Annotated in this window: 20 protein-coding genes; 9 read left to right on the top strand and 11 right to left on the bottom strand. The window is 42.4% G+C overall.

Going from position 1 to position 16,876, the window contains the following annotated elements:
• From ACS8FB_RS08105 to ACS8FB_RS08095, 3 genes are all read left to right on the top strand, one after another.
• The gene (locus ACS8FB_RS08105) at positions 1-1,515 is read left to right on the top strand and encodes a DUF1513 domain-containing protein (RefSeq protein WP_439261997.1); all 1,515 of its coding nucleotides are present in this window, start codon (positions 1-3) and stop codon (positions 1,513-1,515) included.
• 197 nt (positions 1,516-1,712) lie between these two features.
• Positions 1,713-2,300: a M48 family metallopeptidase gene (locus ACS8FB_RS08100; protein ID WP_439261995.1), complete on the top strand. Its 588-nt coding sequence runs from the start codon at positions 1,713-1,715 to the stop codon at positions 2,298-2,300.
• 108 nt (positions 2,301-2,408) lie between these two features.
• Positions 2,409-3,011 (top strand): methyltransferase domain-containing protein, encoded by a 603-nt coding sequence (locus ACS8FB_RS08095; RefSeq protein WP_439261993.1) that lies wholly within the window; start codon positions 2,409-2,411, stop codon positions 3,009-3,011.
• Here the strand turns inward: ACS8FB_RS08095 and ACS8FB_RS08090 are convergent.
• On the bottom strand, positions 2,992-3,660 hold the full coding sequence (locus ACS8FB_RS08090) for an HD domain-containing protein (RefSeq protein ID WP_439261992.1): 669 nt from the start codon (positions 3,658-3,660) through the stop codon (positions 2,992-2,994). The two genes, ACS8FB_RS08095 and ACS8FB_RS08090, sit on opposite strands and share 20 nt — an antisense overlap.
• Positions 3,661-3,707: 47 nt before the next feature.
• Complete coding sequence (locus ACS8FB_RS08085) at positions 3,708-4,616, bottom strand: hydrogen peroxide-inducible genes activator (RefSeq protein ID WP_299217766.1); 909 nt, start codon at positions 4,614-4,616, stop codon at positions 3,708-3,710.
• Positions 4,617-4,909: 293 nt separating this feature from the next.
• On the opposite strand from ACS8FB_RS08085, the gene ahpC reads away from it, so the two are divergent.
• Both ahpC and ACS8FB_RS08075 read left to right on the top strand, forming a co-directional pair.
• Complete coding sequence (ahpC, locus tag ACS8FB_RS08080; RefSeq protein ID WP_439261989.1) at positions 4,910-5,476, top strand: alkyl hydroperoxide reductase subunit C; 567 nt, start codon at positions 4,910-4,912, stop codon at positions 5,474-5,476.
• Between the two features lie 268 nt (positions 5,477-5,744).
• Positions 5,745-6,611 carry an SDR family oxidoreductase gene (locus ACS8FB_RS08075; RefSeq protein ID WP_439261987.1) on the top strand — a complete coding sequence of 289 codons (867 nt, stop codon included), beginning with the start codon at positions 5,745-5,747 and terminating at the stop codon, positions 6,609-6,611.
• 130 nt (positions 6,612-6,741) lie between these two features.
• Here ACS8FB_RS08075 and ACS8FB_RS08070 read toward each other — a convergent pair whose 3' ends face one another.
• Complete coding sequence (locus tag ACS8FB_RS08070; RefSeq protein WP_439261986.1) at positions 6,742-6,990, bottom strand: YdcH family protein; 249 nt, start codon at positions 6,988-6,990, stop codon at positions 6,742-6,744.
• A gap of 504 nt (positions 6,991-7,494) precedes the next feature.
• Here ACS8FB_RS08070 and ahpF point away from each other — a divergent pair.
• Complete coding sequence (ahpF, locus tag ACS8FB_RS08065) at positions 7,495-9,072, top strand: alkyl hydroperoxide reductase subunit F (RefSeq protein WP_439261984.1); 1,578 nt, start codon at positions 7,495-7,497, stop codon at positions 9,070-9,072.
• A 63-nt stretch (positions 9,073-9,135) separates the two neighbouring features.
• On the opposite strand, the gene ACS8FB_RS08060 is transcribed toward ahpF, so the two are convergent.
• The 5 genes from ACS8FB_RS08060 to ACS8FB_RS08040 all read right to left on the bottom strand — a co-directional run bounded on the left by ACS8FB_RS08060 (position 9,136) and on the right by ACS8FB_RS08040 (position 13,484).
• Positions 9,136-9,996: a bile acid:sodium symporter family protein gene (locus ACS8FB_RS08060; RefSeq protein ID WP_439261982.1), complete on the bottom strand. Its 861-nt coding sequence runs from the start codon at positions 9,994-9,996 to the stop codon at positions 9,136-9,138.
• A gap of 229 nt (positions 9,997-10,225) precedes the next feature.
• Positions 10,226-10,558 (bottom strand): protein tyrosine phosphatase family protein, encoded by a 333-nt coding sequence (locus tag ACS8FB_RS08055; RefSeq protein WP_439261980.1) that lies wholly within the window; start codon positions 10,556-10,558, stop codon positions 10,226-10,228.
• Between the two features lie 132 nt (positions 10,559-10,690).
• Entirely contained in the window at positions 10,691-11,017 is a 327-nt protein-coding gene (locus ACS8FB_RS08050) for a protein tyrosine phosphatase family protein (protein WP_299217749.1), read from the bottom strand.
• A gap of 208 nt (positions 11,018-11,225) precedes the next feature.
• Positions 11,226-12,944 (bottom strand): SulP family inorganic anion transporter, encoded by a 1,719-nt coding sequence (locus ACS8FB_RS08045; protein ID WP_439261978.1) that lies wholly within the window; start codon positions 12,942-12,944, stop codon positions 11,226-11,228.
• Positions 12,945-13,028: 84 nt separating this feature from the next.
• Complete coding sequence (locus ACS8FB_RS08040; RefSeq protein WP_439261976.1) at positions 13,029-13,484, bottom strand: ArsR/SmtB family transcription factor; 456 nt, start codon at positions 13,482-13,484, stop codon at positions 13,029-13,031.
• Positions 13,485-13,667: 183 nt separating this feature from the next.
• On the opposite strand from ACS8FB_RS08040, the gene ACS8FB_RS08035 reads away from it, so the two are divergent.
• The 3 genes from ACS8FB_RS08035 to trxA all read left to right on the top strand — a co-directional run bounded on the left by ACS8FB_RS08035 (position 13,668) and on the right by trxA (position 15,321).
• Positions 13,668-14,537, top strand: coding sequence for an MBL fold metallo-hydrolase (locus tag ACS8FB_RS08035; protein ID WP_439261974.1), 870 nt, complete (start codon positions 13,668-13,670; stop codon positions 14,535-14,537).
• A gap of 56 nt (positions 14,538-14,593) precedes the next feature.
• Positions 14,594-14,776 carry a YgaP family membrane protein gene (locus tag ACS8FB_RS08030; protein WP_299217738.1) on the top strand — a complete coding sequence of 61 codons (183 nt, stop codon included), beginning with the start codon at positions 14,594-14,596 and terminating at the stop codon, positions 14,774-14,776.
• A 107-nt stretch (positions 14,777-14,883) separates the two neighbouring features.
• The gene (gene trxA, locus ACS8FB_RS08025; RefSeq protein WP_439261972.1) at positions 14,884-15,321 is read left to right on the top strand and encodes a thioredoxin; all 438 of its coding nucleotides are present in this window, start codon (positions 14,884-14,886) and stop codon (positions 15,319-15,321) included.
• A gap of 118 nt (positions 15,322-15,439) precedes the next feature.
• On the opposite strand, the gene ACS8FB_RS08020 is transcribed toward trxA, so the two are convergent.
• The 3 genes from ACS8FB_RS08020 to ACS8FB_RS08010 form a co-directional block, all read right to left on the bottom strand.
• Positions 15,440-15,841, bottom strand: coding sequence for a hypothetical protein (locus ACS8FB_RS08020; RefSeq protein WP_439261970.1), 402 nt, complete (start codon positions 15,839-15,841; stop codon positions 15,440-15,442).
• 158 nt (positions 15,842-15,999) lie between these two features.
• Positions 16,000-16,359 carry a SirB2 family protein gene (locus ACS8FB_RS08015; protein ID WP_439261968.1) on the bottom strand — a complete coding sequence of 120 codons (360 nt, stop codon included), beginning with the start codon at positions 16,357-16,359 and terminating at the stop codon, positions 16,000-16,002.
• Positions 16,360-16,433: 74 nt separating this feature from the next.
• Positions 16,434-16,754 (bottom strand): BolA family protein, encoded by a 321-nt coding sequence (locus ACS8FB_RS08010; RefSeq protein ID WP_439261967.1) that lies wholly within the window; start codon positions 16,752-16,754, stop codon positions 16,434-16,436.
• Positions 16,755-16,876: the final 122 nt, after the last annotated feature.

The raw sequence follows: 16,876 nt of genomic DNA, 5'->3' as shown, positions 1-16,876 counted from the left end.
ATGCATAAACGTATTAATGAAACGAAGACTGGCATGTTGGCGCTTGATATTAGCGATCAGCCCAGTCAGAGGTTATTAACGTCATCTGTGCTGACAGCGCTCGCTAGTATCACAGGCACGGCAGCACTGGTCGGCATCCATCATTATTATCGAAAGCGGCACCAGCCCGATGCAAGCTTGCAAGATTACGTGACTGGTGTCCGCGCACAGTGGCAGGCATGGCAGCAAGCGTATCAGCAGTATTATCAAGAGACAACAAATGCTCCTGATTTTACTGCTTTGCATACCACCACCATGGTGGCACGTCCCGTAAGCTGGGTAAGCGGTGTGGCATCTATGCCAAAGAATATTACTGGTGCTAATAGCTCTAACAGGCAGCTTGACAGCGACTTTGGTGTCGTCGGTATCGATGCTGATAGACAGATCGTCTGGCAGACCACCATGCCTGAGCGTGTGCACGATATCGTTGTGCAGCCATCTGTTGATGATTTATGTGGTATGCCGCATGTTACTCAAGATAGCGTGAAAAATCAGCCTCCTTGCCGTGATGTCGTGGTGATGGGTCGTCGCCCTAGTGAGAGGTTTTGGGTGCTAGACACCGCTAGTGGACAAGTCACGAACGCTATCAAAGCGGTAAGCCAGCGGCATTTTTATGGTCATGCTTGCTATAGCTTAGATGGAAAGCTTTTATATGTGACTGAAAATGATACAGTAAGCCTAGATGGTAAAATCGGTATCTATGACGCTGCTGATGGCTATAAGAAAATCGCAGAATATGACGCTTATGGTATCGGCCCTCATGAGCTGATTATGCATTCTGACGGCAACACACTAGTGATCGCCAATGGCGGTATCAAAACCGAGCGCGCGTCTCGAGAAGAGCTAAACCTCGATAGCATGCGCCCTTCGCTTGTGTATCTCAATCGTCATACTGGCGCATTGCTGGAGCAAGTTATCCCAGCGCACAATCAGATGAGTGTGCGTCATCTCGCTATGCATGACGATGGTACAGTGATGATTGGCATTCAGTTTCAAGGGGATAAACATATCAATGTACCACTGGTACTGACGCATAGGCGCGGTGATGCTAATTTTGAACCGCTCATCATGCCTCATGATCAGTGGCAGCGCTTTCACCAGTATATCGCCAGTGTCGCTGTCGATAGCGAGTGTGATTTATTGTGTGTCACCACGCCCATCGGCGGCTGTGCGGCGATTTACGATTTAGATACGCGGCAGCTAATTGATGATGTCAGTTTGCCAGATTGTGCTGGAGCTTCTATGTTAGCCAGTCAAGCATTTAAAGAGCAAACTTCTAAAAAGAGTGGCAGCGAAAAATCAGGCTTTATCGTTAGTGATGGACAAGGGCAGTTAACGACGTTAGAAATACAAGATACGTTAGCGTCAGGCGCAATCGACACGCGTAAGATTGAAAGAGTTCAGCGTATTATCAAAGACAGTCAGGTGCATCAGATGTCTTTTGACAATCATTTGCAAGCACTGCAACTGGGGTAAGTGCTAAATAAAAAATCATAATAATGGTCGATGGGCATAATCGTCCTTATGTGCTGCGAAAAGCTTATCTTCGTAGCTTTTATTTAGTAGCCCTTATTTTTCAGTGGCGCAACTCTAACGATGACTAAGCAAGGAGATGTGGCATCAGTTTACATACGATTAGACAACATCTTGCGCAGGCCGGCATTGAGCTATACGTGACCAAAAAACGCGTCAAAAATATCAATTTTCGCTTGAAACCCTATGCTTTGATGGTGTCTGTCCCAGTATTTATCAGTACAGCGCAAATTGAGCAAGCTGTTGCCAAGCGCATACCTTGGGCGCTTGCCAATCATGCCCAAGTTTTAGAGCAGCACCAGCGTAAACAAATCCATTCAGCACAATTTTCAACCGCTGACAGCCCTGTTTTGCTTTGGGGTACCGAGCAATCTATCACCCTCAGCCATGATGAAAAACTCGCCTATTATCGGCAACATCTCGCTTCTATCATGCCATCGCTGTTTGAAAAGTGGCAACCAGTGATCGGTGCTTATGCCAATGAAATACGCCTAAAAAAAATGCATACGCGCTGGGGCAGCTGCAATACGCGAGCGCGGCGAATTTGGCTGTCTATATATTTGCCAGCCTATCCGATTGAGTGTACTGAATACGTCATCGTTCATGAGCTGTGTCACTTACATCACGCCAATCATAGCCATGCTTTTTGGCAAACGGTGGCGACAGCGATGCCAGATTATCGGCACTGGCATGATATGCTGGCAGGTAGGACAGGGCAGTTGGATTAGAGATGGTATATTAATAATAGAGTCAATTAACATGCATAATACTGATATGATAGCCCATAATGGTACAAAGCGTATTACTTAAAACAAGTAAGCAAGGATAAATATCATATGGAAAACGTCAGTCAAGCCGAGTTTTGGCAGCAACGTTATAAGACGGGCAGCATACAATGGGATATGGGGCAGGTATCACCGCCGCTCAAAGCTTATATAGATCAATTGCCTGAATCTGCTAAGCAGCAGGCCATTTTAGTGCCAGGGGCAGGTAATGCTTACGAGGTTGGCTATCTGCACGAGCAAGGCTTTACTAATGTCACGTTGGTGGACTTTGCCCCAGCGCCAATTAATGACTTTGCCGAGCGCTATCCTGACTTTCCGACTGAACATTTAATCTGTGCTGACTTTTTTGAATTGTCTGCTGAGCAGTATCAGTTTGATTGGATACTTGAGCAGACGTTTTTTTGTGCGATAAATCCGTCACGCCGTGATGAATATGTCCAGCAAATGGCAGCGCTACTAAAACCGCAAGGCAAGTTAGTTGGCTTATTATTTAACGTCGATTTTGGACGTCAAGAACCACCTTTTGGCGGTACAAAAGAAGAGTACCAACAACGTTTCGAGAAGCATTTCGATATTGAAATAATGGAAACGAGCTATAATTCACATCCTGCACGGCAGGGCAGTGAATTATTTATTAAGCTGCAAGTAAAGTAAGTTCGCGTTTGATATTATCCCGTGCTTGCATCTCAAGCCGCTCATAGTAATAGTTGGTCAGATAAAGTTTAGGATGCGCTAAGAGTCCGTTTAATACAGCCATTCGTCCCGTACAATAATCCGTCAGCGGAACGTGACTATATTCTTGGCGTACGGCTTTTGTATATTGTTTATACTCAGGCCAAGACGCACCCAAAACACTCAAATCCATATCTAGTAAATAAGAGGCATCACTGATTTTGTTAGGGTTTGCCAACTCATCAAGCTGATGGTTAGCGGTCATCATGATAAGCGCTGAGATATACTGGCATTGTTCAACGCTTAGGTAGTGACTTAACGCTTCTACAGCATGTTCTGCACTTTTTTGTTCGTTATTAGTGCTTGTTGGATTGTATATCACATCATGATAATAAAGCGCTAATGCAATGATATGTGGCTCATAAAGCTTATGCTTAACCTGTTCAAACTGTGCAAACAATTGCTGAAGGTGGCGTAGAGTATGATAAGCACGTGTTGCTTCATTATAGCGAGTAGCGATATCTTGCCAAAGCGCATTAACCTCCGCCGACTTGATATCACTATCAATCGCAGATAAGTGCCTTGCAAAACCAAGACCAAGCGCAGCTTCTGTTTGCGACAAATCGTCCATATTTTACCTTTATGACGGTTAATGAGCTAATACACTATACCGCCCTATTACTCTTTGTCAGCAGCTTCTTCAAACGCTTGTTTAAACACTTTACCGAGCAAGTTAACATCATCGACGCGCGCATAGTTTAGTCGAGTTACAAAGGCGATATGACGATGGGGCCCTTCCTCTGCTAGCGGTACAGCGACTGCATTTTGATTTTCTAGATGCAGCTGATCTAACGCCATTTCTGGTACTAACGTCGTCCCCATATTGGCAAGTGCCATCTGTATCAAGGTATTTAAACTGGCATCGGAAAAGCTCGATTTCATTTGCTCACGATCAAAGTGACAGACCGATAATGTTTGATCAGTCAAGCAATGTCCTTCACCAAGTAGCATCAAATTGGCTGTCGCGAGCTCATCAGCATTGATGGTTTCAAGCTTGGCATGGTTATCATCTTTGGGAAATACAGCAAAAAAGTCCTCACTCCAAAACTCAAAACTATGCAGCCCATCGACGGCATATGGTAGGGCAATAATGGCAGTATCGATATGTCCGTAGCGGACCTGTTCGAGTAGGCGCTCGGTTTGTTGCTCAACGATGGTCATACGAAACTCAGGATAATGCTGTCGCAGTGCGGGCAATACTTTGGGAAGTAAGTATGGCGCAATCGTTGGAATAATCCCGACCGTCATCGGATAAGCAAGTGGCGTCTGATGGCTATGCGCGCGCGTGGTCAGATCACTGACTTCAGAGAACACCCGCTGCGCTCGCGTCAAAATATCTTGTCCAATCGGGGTGATAAGCACTTGCTTGTTATTACGCTCAAAAATCTGCGTATCAAGCTGCTTTTCTAACTCAGCGATACCGAGGCTGAGCGCAGATTGTGAAATGTTACACTCTTCAGCTGCGCGTTTAAAGTGACGGTGTTTCGCAACGGCTAAGGCAAATTCAAGTTGACGTAAAGTAATCATAAAACCTCTCTATTAACGAGCTTGTTAACACAATTTATTATAGTAATTTAACCGAGACAATAATTTGACACAAGGTGGTGATTTACCTATAAAACACTGATGATAAAAATTAGAGATAATAGTTTAACAAGTTTAATAAAACAAAACATCACATTAAAAACTTTTAACTGGATTAACCATAAAATTCGCGTATAGTTTGTCTGGTAGCCAAGAGAGTTAAAGGCTTAGCAGAAATAGTCAAATATATGACCAAAATTTATTTTAAGAACATTCAATCAAAAAAGGAGCCAATCATGGCAGCTATTATCAATCAAGAAATTCCAGAATTCTCAACAGAAGCTTTTGTAAATGGTGAGTTTAAAACAATTACTTCAGAAGACGTAAAAGGCAGCTGGGCGATCTTTATGTTCTACCCACATGACTTTACCTTTGTTTGCCCAACTGAATTAGAAGACATGGCCAACCATTATGAAGAGCTAAAGGGCCTCGGCGTTGAAGTATACGCAGTATCAACTGACACGCATTTCGTACACAAAGCATGGCATGATTCTTCAGAAGCGATTGGTAAAGTACAGTATCCAATGCTAGGCGACGGTACTGGTAAAATTACTCGTGGCTTTAACATCATGATCGAAGAAGACAACGCTGCGCTTCGTGGTACTTTCTTAGTAGATCCAGATGGCCTAATCAAAGTTGCTGAAATTCATGACTTAGGCATTGGCCGTAGCGCAAAAGACATGGTTCGTAAAGTAAAAGCGGCCCAGTATGTGCGTGACAACGACGGTGAAGTATGTCCAGCAGCTTGGGAACAAGGTCAAGCAACGCTAAAACCAAGCCTTGATTTGGTTGGTAAAATCTAAGTAGTCGATTTATTATTTAGATACTTCTATAGGACTGGCTACTAAGTACGTTTAGAGCTAGTAACATAGACAAAGACTCTATCAGCAGATGTTGATAGAGTCTTTTTTTACATCTCGTCTACAGGCTGACACCAGATTTTACCTAATCCTTATTTTAGATTCTTTAAGCTGATAACAAGCTTTAAACGATAAGAAGCGGTAGGTTATTCAAAAGCTCGTTTAATCACGACTACTATAAGAATGAATATGATAATAAAGGAGTAAAATCATGAGTAATCAATCAGAAAATAAAGATTTTCCTCAGCAAGAGCAGTCTTTGCCAGGCTCGCAAAAACAACAACACCCAAATCCTGAAGTATTGCCGCGCGACTATCCGAACGGCAAGCTGGCTGGAAAAGTGGCGATTGTGACGGGATCCGATAGCGGTATTGGCCAAGCGGTAGCTATTTTGTTTGCCAAAGAAGGCGCAGACGTGGTGGTAAGCTACCTTTGTGAAGATGAAGATGCCAAAGTGACTAAAAAGCATATTGAGTCTTATGAGCGCCGCTGCCTATTGGTTGCCTCTGACTTGTCAAAGGAGGCTAACTGTAAAGAGCTGATAGACAAAACGCTCACTGAGTTCGGCCGTATCGATATTTTGGTCAATAATGCGGGCCGACAAGTCGAGCAGCAAACGCTAACGGATATCAGCACCGAGCAGCTCAACGAGACAATTCATACCAATTTTTATCCGCATTTTTGGCTGAGTAAATATGCCCTGCCACATATGCAGGTGGGCAGTAGTATCATCAATACTACCTCTATCACCGCCTACCGAGGTAGCGATCATCTCATTGATTATGCAGCGACCAAGGGCGCTATCTTGTCCTTTACCCGTGCGCTCTCCAACAATTTGATGGGTAATGACAAAGGTATTCGAGTTAATGGTGTTGCACCAGGACCGATCTGGACACCGCTTATCGTGGCATCATTCACGCCCAATGAGGTCGAAAAATTTGGTCAAAGCTCGCCGATGGGACGGGCGGGTCAACCGAACGAGGTCGCGCCTGCTTACTTGTACTTAGCAAGCGATGATGCAAGCTATGTGACAGGCCAAGTGATACATGTCAATGGCGGCGAAATCATAGGCGGTTAATAATTATTGATAAATATTCAAAGCGATTCGTTAGTTGTGCTATGAAATAAAACCCCTATCAGTAAAAGTTGATAGGGGTTTTATACTATTAAAAAATGTTTGTATTTTTGCACTAATAAGATATGAAGCGCTAAGCCTGAGATTGTAGTTTATTTTTATCAATTATTTTATAAATCTCATCTTTTAAATATAGCTTTCGTCGCTTCATTTTTTCGATTTCGTCATCTCTACTTGCATGTGTAACCATATCTTTATCAAGCTGATTGATTTGCTGATCAAGCGCTGTGTGTTCATCAAAAATACTGGCAAAATGGCTATCTTTCTGCTTAAGTTCGGCAATAATGTCTCTATTGTCTTGTAACGTATCAGTCTTTCTCATATTGTCATCCTTGTTATAAAACACAACCCTGCAATAAGCATCAGTGTCTTGTCTTAAAGGTTGTCATGATGCATTGCTCTGATTGTAAGTCTTAGGTTTTATTGAACCTAGTTGAGGTTTGATTCAATAGTGATAAAGCTTAATATCAGCAGAAATGTCTTTCGATAAACCAGCATAAAAGCGAATCTGCCACTAGACAAATAGGAACTCTTCCTATTCGCTTCATTTGATTGTAGCGAAAAAATCACGGCTATACCATGGTTATTATTCGTCCATAAGTTTATATTTAATTAATTAAATGTATTTATGATTGGTTTTATAAAACATAAAGTTTGAGTTTACCAGCTTGCTCAAAATCATGAAACCTATGATAATAGGGACATTAAAGGGTATCAGCCTATTGTATATAAGATATTAAACAAAATTGTTAGTACTAAAAAATTTGTATTCAAACGTACAATAGGCGCATTGCCGTTACATAACCAATAATGATAAGGAACAAATATGATAGATCAAAGCTTATTAGATGCTGTCAAAAGCTATAGTGAAAACATGACTCGTCCGATTACCTTTGTATTGGGTAGTGGTGAGCATGAAAAACGTGACGAGTTGGTTGATTTTTTGACCAAAATTGCTGGTACCACCGATAAGATTAACTTCGATGCACAAATAAATGACGACAGCTTGCCAAGCCCAATCAGCTTTGCGGTTCGTAGTCATATTGATGAGACACCTACCGATACAGGCATTGTATTTAGCGGTATCCCAGGCGGTCACGAATTTACGTCGCTTATCTTAGCAATTCTTCAGGCTGGTGGACATACATTAAAGCTGGATGAAGGCATTCAAAAGCTCATTAAGCGTTTTAATAAACCATTACAGTTCCAAACCTACGTATCGTTGTCTTGCCACAGTTGCCCAGAAGTTGTGCAGGCGTTGAACCAATTCGCACTCTTAAATGATGATATTAGCAATGAGATGATCGACGGTGCACTGTTTCAAGAGCAGGTCGAGGCGAATAATATCCAAGGTGTACCAGCCGTTTTCTTAAACGGTAAGCCATTTGCCAATGGTTTGATTGATACCGCTAAGCTGATCGAAAAGCTACAAGAGCAGTTTCCTGATTTATTAGCAGAAGAGGGTGGTGACGAAGAGCAGTTAGAGCAGCAGGATGTTACTATCATCGGTGCGGGACCTGCTGGGGTAGCGGCAGCGATTTATACTGCGCGCAAAGGTCTTAAAGTGACGATGGTCGCTGACCGTATTGGTGGACAGGTAAAAGACACACAGGATATCGAAAACCTGATTTCTGTACCCTTAACTAACGGCACTGACTTATCGACCAATTTTGTGAAACACCTACATGAATATAATATTACGTCAAAAGAGCATGTCAGTGTTAAAGAGATTGGCGAGACCAAAGACGAAAATTATAGCATCCATCTTAACACGGGTGAGACGTTTGAGACTCGCAGTATTATTCTAGCAACTGGTGCCCAATGGCGTAAGCTTGGCGTACCAGGTGAAGAAGAAAATGTCGGTAAAGGTGTTGCTTACTGTGCGCATTGTGACGGTCCTTTTTTCAAAGGTAAAGATATTTCAGTCATTGGCGGCGGCAACTCAGGTGTGGAAGCGGCGTTAGATCTTGCAGGTATTGTGAAGCATGTAACGGTACTCGAGTTCGCTGATGAATTAAAAGCGGATCAAGTATTGATTAATAAAGCTAAAGAAAAAGACAATATCGAATTTATCACTGGTGCAGCGACGCAAGAGATTAAAGCGACTGATGGCAAAGTGACTTCTATCGTGTATCAAGATCGCAGCTCAGGTGAGACCCATGAGCGTGACTTAGCAGGGGTGTTCGTACAGATTGGCTTAGTGCCAAATACTGGATTTATCAAAGGCTTTGTCGATTTAAACCGTTTTGGTGAGATTGAGATTGATGAGCGTTGCCGCACTGACCGAAAAGGTATCTTTGCTTGTGGAGACGTGACGACTGTACCCTTTAAGCAGATTAACATTGCAATGGGCGAGGGTTCTAAAGCGGCATTGTCAGCGTTTGAATACTTGGTTATGCAGTAAGCGCATTTTTAGTCTTGAATTAAGAAGCCACCTCTTTTGAGGTGGTTTTTTTGTCAGATATAATCAGTTCTTATTTCGAATCAAAGCAATAATCGGTAGCGCAATCACATACATGAGCACCCCATATACCGCAGCAGGTAAGGCGATCGCAGGCAAACCGGTTGCGGTGCCCATAATAATAGGCGCTAAAGTAATAGCGGTCGTACTGTTTTGAATACTGGTCTCTATCGAAATCGTTTTGGTGTCAAACCAGCTAAGTTTTGACACCTTAGACGTTAAAATGCTTAATACAAACAACGCCATAATAATAAGAACTAGCTCAAGTCCCATCGATGTTAACTGTGACTTTAGTAGTTCCCAGTTAGAAGCGATGGCTGCAAAAACAATCAACACAAAAAAGATACTGGCCAAGCTATTTAGAATGCTGCTCCTACGCACCATAAAGCGAGTGAATTTACGGCGAGCGAGCATGCCGAGGGTCACAGGTAGGGTGGTCAATAAAAACATGACAAGACCAATTTTGATAGCACTAATAGAGCCTGCTTGCCCTTTCATAAAATGATTAAAAGCCAGAGTGATCAAGATAGGCAAGGTGACGACTGATAACAAACTGACCACACCAGTGAGCGCAACAGAAAGTGCAACATTACCTTTAGCATAATAAGTAAGCATATTACTGGTCACGCCGCCTGGGCAAAAACTAATCAGCATAATACCAAAGGCAATTTCTGGTGGCGGTGCCATTACTAAGACAACTGCTAAAGCAATTAAAGGGACCAAAACGACTTGATTCATTAAGCCTACAAAAAAGGCTTTGGGATAGGTAATAATAATTTTAAAGTCGCTAGGTTTTAGCCCTGTTCCTAAGGTAAACATGATATAGGCGAGTGCCAGAGGAAGTAGCGCCAATGCGGTATTACTCATGAAACGTTCCTTGTAAAATTAACAGTCATATCAGAATGACTCTTTAAATAGCCCACAATCCTTGTGGCAATAACATTATAAATATACCCTAAAACATACTTACAGATACAATAAAAGCCCATATATTTATATGAGCTTTTAGTTATTTCGCTAAGTTTTGACTGTCAGGATTTATCTCATTAGTATTACATCGGTTTTGAATTGCATTATCTATCCTAAATTGGATAGATCAGTCGTCTAATAAATCCATACGCTTAGCAGCTTCATAAATACCTGTCGAGCGATTGCCCGTACGGCAGAATATGAGCATTGGCTGCTCGGCTTGATTAAAAAAATCTGCAAATTCTTCGACGTGATTTTGATTGAGATCACTACCTGCAAATGATACTTCTTTATAAGCAAGACCTGCATCGGTAGCAGCCGCTTCAATATCAGCACTGGTTGGCTGGCCTGGCTCTTCGCCATCGGGACGATTATTAATAATGGTCTTAAAGCCATTCTCAGCAATCATAGGGATTTGATCAGGGGTGATTTGTCCAGTAATACTAACTTGATGGCTCATAAGAGCTCCTTTTTTAGAATGATTTATTAAATGTAGTTAGTGTCTGTTTAAGACGTTACTTTCTCAGATACGTTATTTCTTAACAGATACGGTTTTTGAGACCCATTGTTTTAAGCTAAATATATATAAACGTTATAACAAACCTTGCATCAACGCACTTTGGTACAGTAGCTTGGCGCGTGCCCCAGTCCCGCAAAACATCAATATAGGTTTGGGTGCGGTACGATAAAAATCAGCAAATTGCTGCACAGTCATCATACTCAAACGCTCATCATCAAAAGGTAGATGATGATAAGTTAGGTTTGCTTGCTCGGTAGCTGTGGCCAAATCACAGCTATTAGGCTGCGTATCAACCTCAGCATCAGGACGTATATTGAGCACTGAGCGATAGCCAAGCTCGGCGATTTTGATACATTGGCTTGGATAAATTTGTCTATAAATGGTTATATCATTGGTCATAACTGTATTCAATTGAGTTTGTTAAAGTAGGGTTATCAAAGAAGATTGTAGCGTATTAAACCAGTAAAGATATGGAAGCTAATAGAGTCTATTTCAACCAATTTGTCTATACAACAAGATAGCATAATACGTACTCTATCATAACGATATTTTGTGACAGACGACACCAGCAATTGATGCTATGTCGTAAAAACCCAGTCATCGCTCGCTATCTTTTAGTGCATTCTTTTAATGCGTTGACGGCATCTAAAGTGCTTAGATACACCTGCCCTGATAGCTTGGTAATCAGTGAAGTATGACCAATGACATCCATGACTGGCCCTTTTACAAAGCTAAAATGCAGGCGTTTATTTTGCAGCGCTAGCTCATCATTAAGTGTGCTGAGCATTTCTTGCGCAGTCAGGTCAATATGATTGACTGCGGACATGATTAAGATAAGTTCATTCGCGTCTGGGTAGCGCTGCAAAGCGTTTAAAATACGCAGGTGTACTGACTCACTATTACCAAAGAATAGACTCTCATCAATACGCAATAGTAATAAATTATTAAAGGTCACTACATTATGACGGTTGATATTGCGAAAGTGTCCTGTACCGTTTAACTGTCCAACGATGGCAACATGCGGCTTACTCGATTGCCAGATAAGGCTGGCGAACGATACCATCAAACCGATAACCAGTCCAATATTCAATCCGAATATTAGCACGCCTGCAAACGCGGCGATAAAATTTGCTGCATCCAATCGATCTCGCTGCCACGCAGACTTTAACGTGTCAATGTCAATCAGTCCAATAATGGAGGCCATGATAGTTGCACCAAGCAAAGCATAAGGTAGTGGAGCAAGTACATGACCAAAAGCGATCAGTGCGGCAATCATCACTAACACCGTAACCAGACTGGCCACCGGAGTTTTAGCGCCTGAATCAACGTTGATAGCAGTACGTGAAAAGCCACCAGCGACCGCAAAACTTTGAAACAGTCCGCCAGATAGATTGGCAAGTCCAAGTCCAGTCAGCTCACGGTTGGCATCGAAGTTTTCACCGCGTAGCCGGGCATAAGTGCTAGCAACTGAGCTGCTGGACACAAATATAATAAGCGCCATCAGTCCTGCTGTTGGTAGCAGTCTAAGCGCTTCTTGAACATCTGGCACATGAGGTACCGTAAAGCTTGGCAATCCTTGCGGAATACTACCGATGGTTGCCACTCCTAGCGCATTCCAGTGCAATGCCATACTCAGCAAAATTGCGATACCAAGTAAGATAAGTGGGAACAAGCGCTCCGCCCATTTGGTATAAGACGATGATAGCCATGTGCGCCATACCCATCTGCTCGCATAGCGATTTGTTACCAAAAGCGCGAAGGCGACAGTACCAATAAGTAGCGTCAACGGATGTAGCTGACGGGCATACAACTGCATACTCGACAAATAGCTGATTAAGCTGCTACCAGAGATGGGGATATCGGTTAAATATTTAAGCTGGCTGATAAAAATTAGAACAGCGGCTCCGCTCACGAACCCTGCTGAGACCCCGCGACTGATAAACTGCATGATCCAGCCAAGCTTAAGACGCCCAGCTATCCATAGCAGCGCTCCTATCATAAATGCAAGAAGGCTTGCCATCAGCGCATACTGCTCAGCACCCTTATCGGCATAAGGTAGTAGGCTACTGGCCGTCATGATCGCAGTGATGGCGACGGGACCGACCGCTTGTACATTACTAGAACCAAGCCAGGCATAGACGATGACGGGTACAATCGCTGCATATAGACCATAAACGGGCGGTAACCCTGCCAGTACAGCATAGCCAAGGCTCTGCGGAATGACGAGTACCCCTACGACCAATCCAGCGATGACATCAGTTGGTAAGGTCGTAAGCTGGTATTGACGCAGCCATGTAGGAATCAAGCGAGCAGCGATAGTAGGCATGTCAGTACGTCATCACATCAAAAATCGTTATCACAATGGATAGCATTTTTATACTAAGTTCAAGTGTTTAAATGCAGCACTATATTATTGCTCTGCCTTGGCACAAAAACGTTGATACAGTAACTCTAGTACCGCTAAAGCATCATCGCTTGCGATACTGTAGTAGATTTGCTTGCCCTCACGGCGAGTAGCGACTAGATCATCTTTACGCAATATCCCTAGCTGTTGTGACAGACTTGGCTGCCCGACACCGACCAAGCTTTCAAGCTCGCCGACGCAGTATTCACCTTGAGTTAGCTGACACAATAATAGCAGGCGATCAGGATGTGAGAGCGATTTTAGTAGTTGGCTGGCTTGCATGGATGCTTGCTGCATTTGTTTGGCAAGATCGATAGGGGCAAAGTCTGCTGAATTAGACGATGCATCGTCATCTATACTGTGAGTAGATGTACCCAGTGCTGAAATAGAAGTAGTCAGAATGAGCTCCTTAAATAAGATAGCAATATGTTTTGGATTATTATCTAACAATATATGGTTCATTATCAATGATATCACCAATTATATCAAGTTATCATTATTTACATTATATAAATTGATAAATTGTATGATCATTGTTATATTGTTAGACATAGATAAGTAGTCGGTATGTCAAATATTATATACGATTCAATATCATACTTAAGTGTTATTTAAAGTTTCAAACATTCTTATAGCGAGGTTGGCATGCAAGTTCATTCTTTCTTACATAACGATACTGAAACGTACACACACGTACTCGCTGATGTTGAGCAAAAGTTATGTGCCATCATTGACCCGGTATTAGACTTTGATGCCAAATCTGGCCACACTGCCACCAGCAGCATCGATGAAGTCATTGCGTTTGTCCGCGAGCAAGGCTGGGAGCTGGTCTATGTTATCGAAACGCACGCCCACGCCGATCATATATCAGCGGCCATTCATGTCAAAGAAATGCTTGGCGGTCAGTTAGTGATAGGTCAGCATATCACTGAAGTACAAAAAACCTTTAAACAAATCTTTAACTTTGATACCCGTTTTCGTACCGATGCCAGTCAGTTTGATATCTTGATGGATGATGGTGAGATATTAGAGCTTGGGAGCATTACTATTACGGCGATGTATGTGCCAGGTCATACGCGTGCTGACATGGCCTATATCGCTGCTGATAAAGAAAATACCGTGGTGTTTGTCGGTGATACTTTGTTTGCCCCTGATGTAGGTACAGCGCGCTGTGACTTTCCAGGTGGTGATGCTAAAGCACTGTATCAGTCTATCCAAAAACTGTTGGCACTTCCTGAGGATACCATCATGTATCTATGTCACGACTATCCAAGTAAGGGTCGCAAGCATTGTCCGACTACTACAGTTGCAGCGCAAAAAATGGGTAATATCCATGTAAAAGAGGGTATTAATGAGGCAGAATTTGTGCAAATGCGCGAGCGCCGTGATGCCACTCTTGCGATGCCGCGTCTGATCATTCCAGCGGTACAAGTCAATATTGATGCTGGTCATTTACCGTCGCCAGAAGACAATGGTATTCGCTATCTAAAGGTACCGATTAACGCATTGGGATAAAGCTACTGGCTAACTTGTTTTTAAAATACTAAGTGATAAAGCTTAAGGAGTCAGAAATGAAGGCAAATGTCGGAAGTACTGAGAGAACGTTACGTATTATAGCTGGGTTGATCATTATTGGGCTGGGAGTGTATTATCAAAGCTTATGGGGTGTGCTTGGGTTAATACCTTTGCTAACAGGATTATTTCGTTTTTGCCCTTTGTACAGAATGCTTGGCATGAACACTTGCAAGCGTTAAGCTACTACTACAAGTCTCAGCATGAATAAATGAAGACATAAGAAATAAAGACCTACAATGCTATCAATAATTGTCTTTGCTATTTGTATTTGTATAGGAGTTCTATAATGAATGGGCAAAATTGCCATCTTGTCTGTCCACATTGTCAAGTGACCAATCGCGTGCCAGCCGCACGGCTTAGTGCTGCACCAAATTGTGGTAAATGCAGTCAACCATTATTAACTGGCAGCCCACATGAGCTAAACGCACAAACGGCTAGTAAAGTCATTCAAAAAAATGATGTGCTGACTATCGTTGATTTTTGGGCGAGTTGGTGTCAGCCTTGTATTATGATGGCACCGCAGTTTAAAGCGGCTGCCAATCAGCTGCCACAAGTAGTCTTTGCTAAAGTCCAAACGGACAAATATGAGCAAGCTGCCGCGCCCTATAATATTCGTAGCTTACCGACGATGGTGGCTTTTAGAGGCGGCAAAGAGATCGCGCGACAGTCGGGCGCGCTGCCAAGCCAGCAGATCGCCCAATGGGTACAAAGCTTACAAACATAACAACTGGTTTAAATTTGTTTTTTGCAAACCAAAAAAGCCAATACGTTGATGGCGTATTGGCTTTTTTTAGTGACTTAAAGACAGTATTTTATCAGTACTGTATGCAAATTATTTTAACTTATTCGCCATAAATTTTGATGCCATTGACGAAGCTACAGCGCTGGATACGAGCAGATTGGACTATCGCATCACGTTCGCCGTAGAGCCGTGAAAGTTTAGCATCGCGGGCTTTGGTATTGTTGCTTTTACCTACACCAAAGCTGATATTAGGCGAGATACCCCAGCGCCCAGCAGAGACACCAACACCTACCCCTGAAGCAGACAACGTTGATTGCTGATTACGAGCCGATTCAACGTAACGGTTTATACGGTTATATTCTTGACTAAGTGCTTGGCAGTCATAATTTTGATAGGTACTTGGTGGCACATATTGCGGGGTAATATTACCAGTTGAGGCGCAGCCAACAAGACCAAAAGCGCCAACTGTTGCCACTAGGGTTGCGGCGGTAAGAATGTTCATAATGGCTCCATAAGGCTAAGTTGTTGTAATTGCTATTATTGTACTCTTAATGAACATACTTTCAATCACTAACATTTAAAGTACGCTGATTATTAAATGATCTTTTATAGGCTCATTTATACGTAAATATTGTGTATTAAATTAATATTACTTCAATATCAAAACAAGTTTGCAGGTTTTGTGAATGCAAGTATTACAATACCGATATACGCAATCGCTGAAATTAAAATCCCTGTCTTTCTTTGAATAGGTGTTGCATGATTGTGAAAGGCTTTTATGCTTGCACTGATGGCAGCAACAAGTAAAATAATTTTGGCAAATACCCATTGTATAGAGGCGTTTGCACTCATTAATTGCATCAACATTAAAGCCCCTGAGAAAATAACTAAAGCATAAACAATATGATTGGCTACTTTTACCATCTTTGGCGCGCGTCTGTTGGCACTTAATACTAGATAGCTTTGATATAAGAACAATACAATTACCAATACTGCCATTAGCATATGCAAGTGTTTCATTGAGTATCGTCTCCTCTAAGGTTACGGCAATTAGACTTATTATTTGTGTCTGATGATTGTTCAAGTAGGGTTTATTATTTGTTTTGTCCAGCACACAATGGGCTGTCTGGACTTTGACCTTGCCATTCTGTTGGCGTATAGGCATGAATAGCCAGTGCATGCACCAAGCCGCCTTGAGAAGTAAGTAGGGGCGCGACTAGACCATAAACCAGTTGATGACGAGCAACCAAACGCTTACTCTCAAAAGCATCGCTTACGATGGTAAGTTTAAAATGGCTTTCTTTGCCTTCAAAATAACCAGCGTGGTTCATTGATTCATTGATTAGCTCAATATACTGCGGTTGTAATGATTTTAGCTCAGCATTTAGCGCATCAGCGGTAGGGGTAGTACTCATAGCAGTCCTTTTTTATATCGTGTCAACGTCTATTACGTATTAGCACCTTTCGGTGATTTATGATCGCTATTATAGCAGACACTACCAATGATACTTTGTCATTCAATAGACATTAAGCTTGT

Origin of the sequence: Psychrobacter sp. 1U1, from assembly GCF_051847535.1 — a bacterium.
Lineage (GTDB): Bacteria > Pseudomonadota > Gammaproteobacteria > Pseudomonadales > Moraxellaceae > Psychrobacter > Psychrobacter saeujeotis.
The sequence above is the reverse complement of the archived record's forward strand: the minus strand, read 5'-3'. Positions and strand labels throughout refer to the sequence as shown.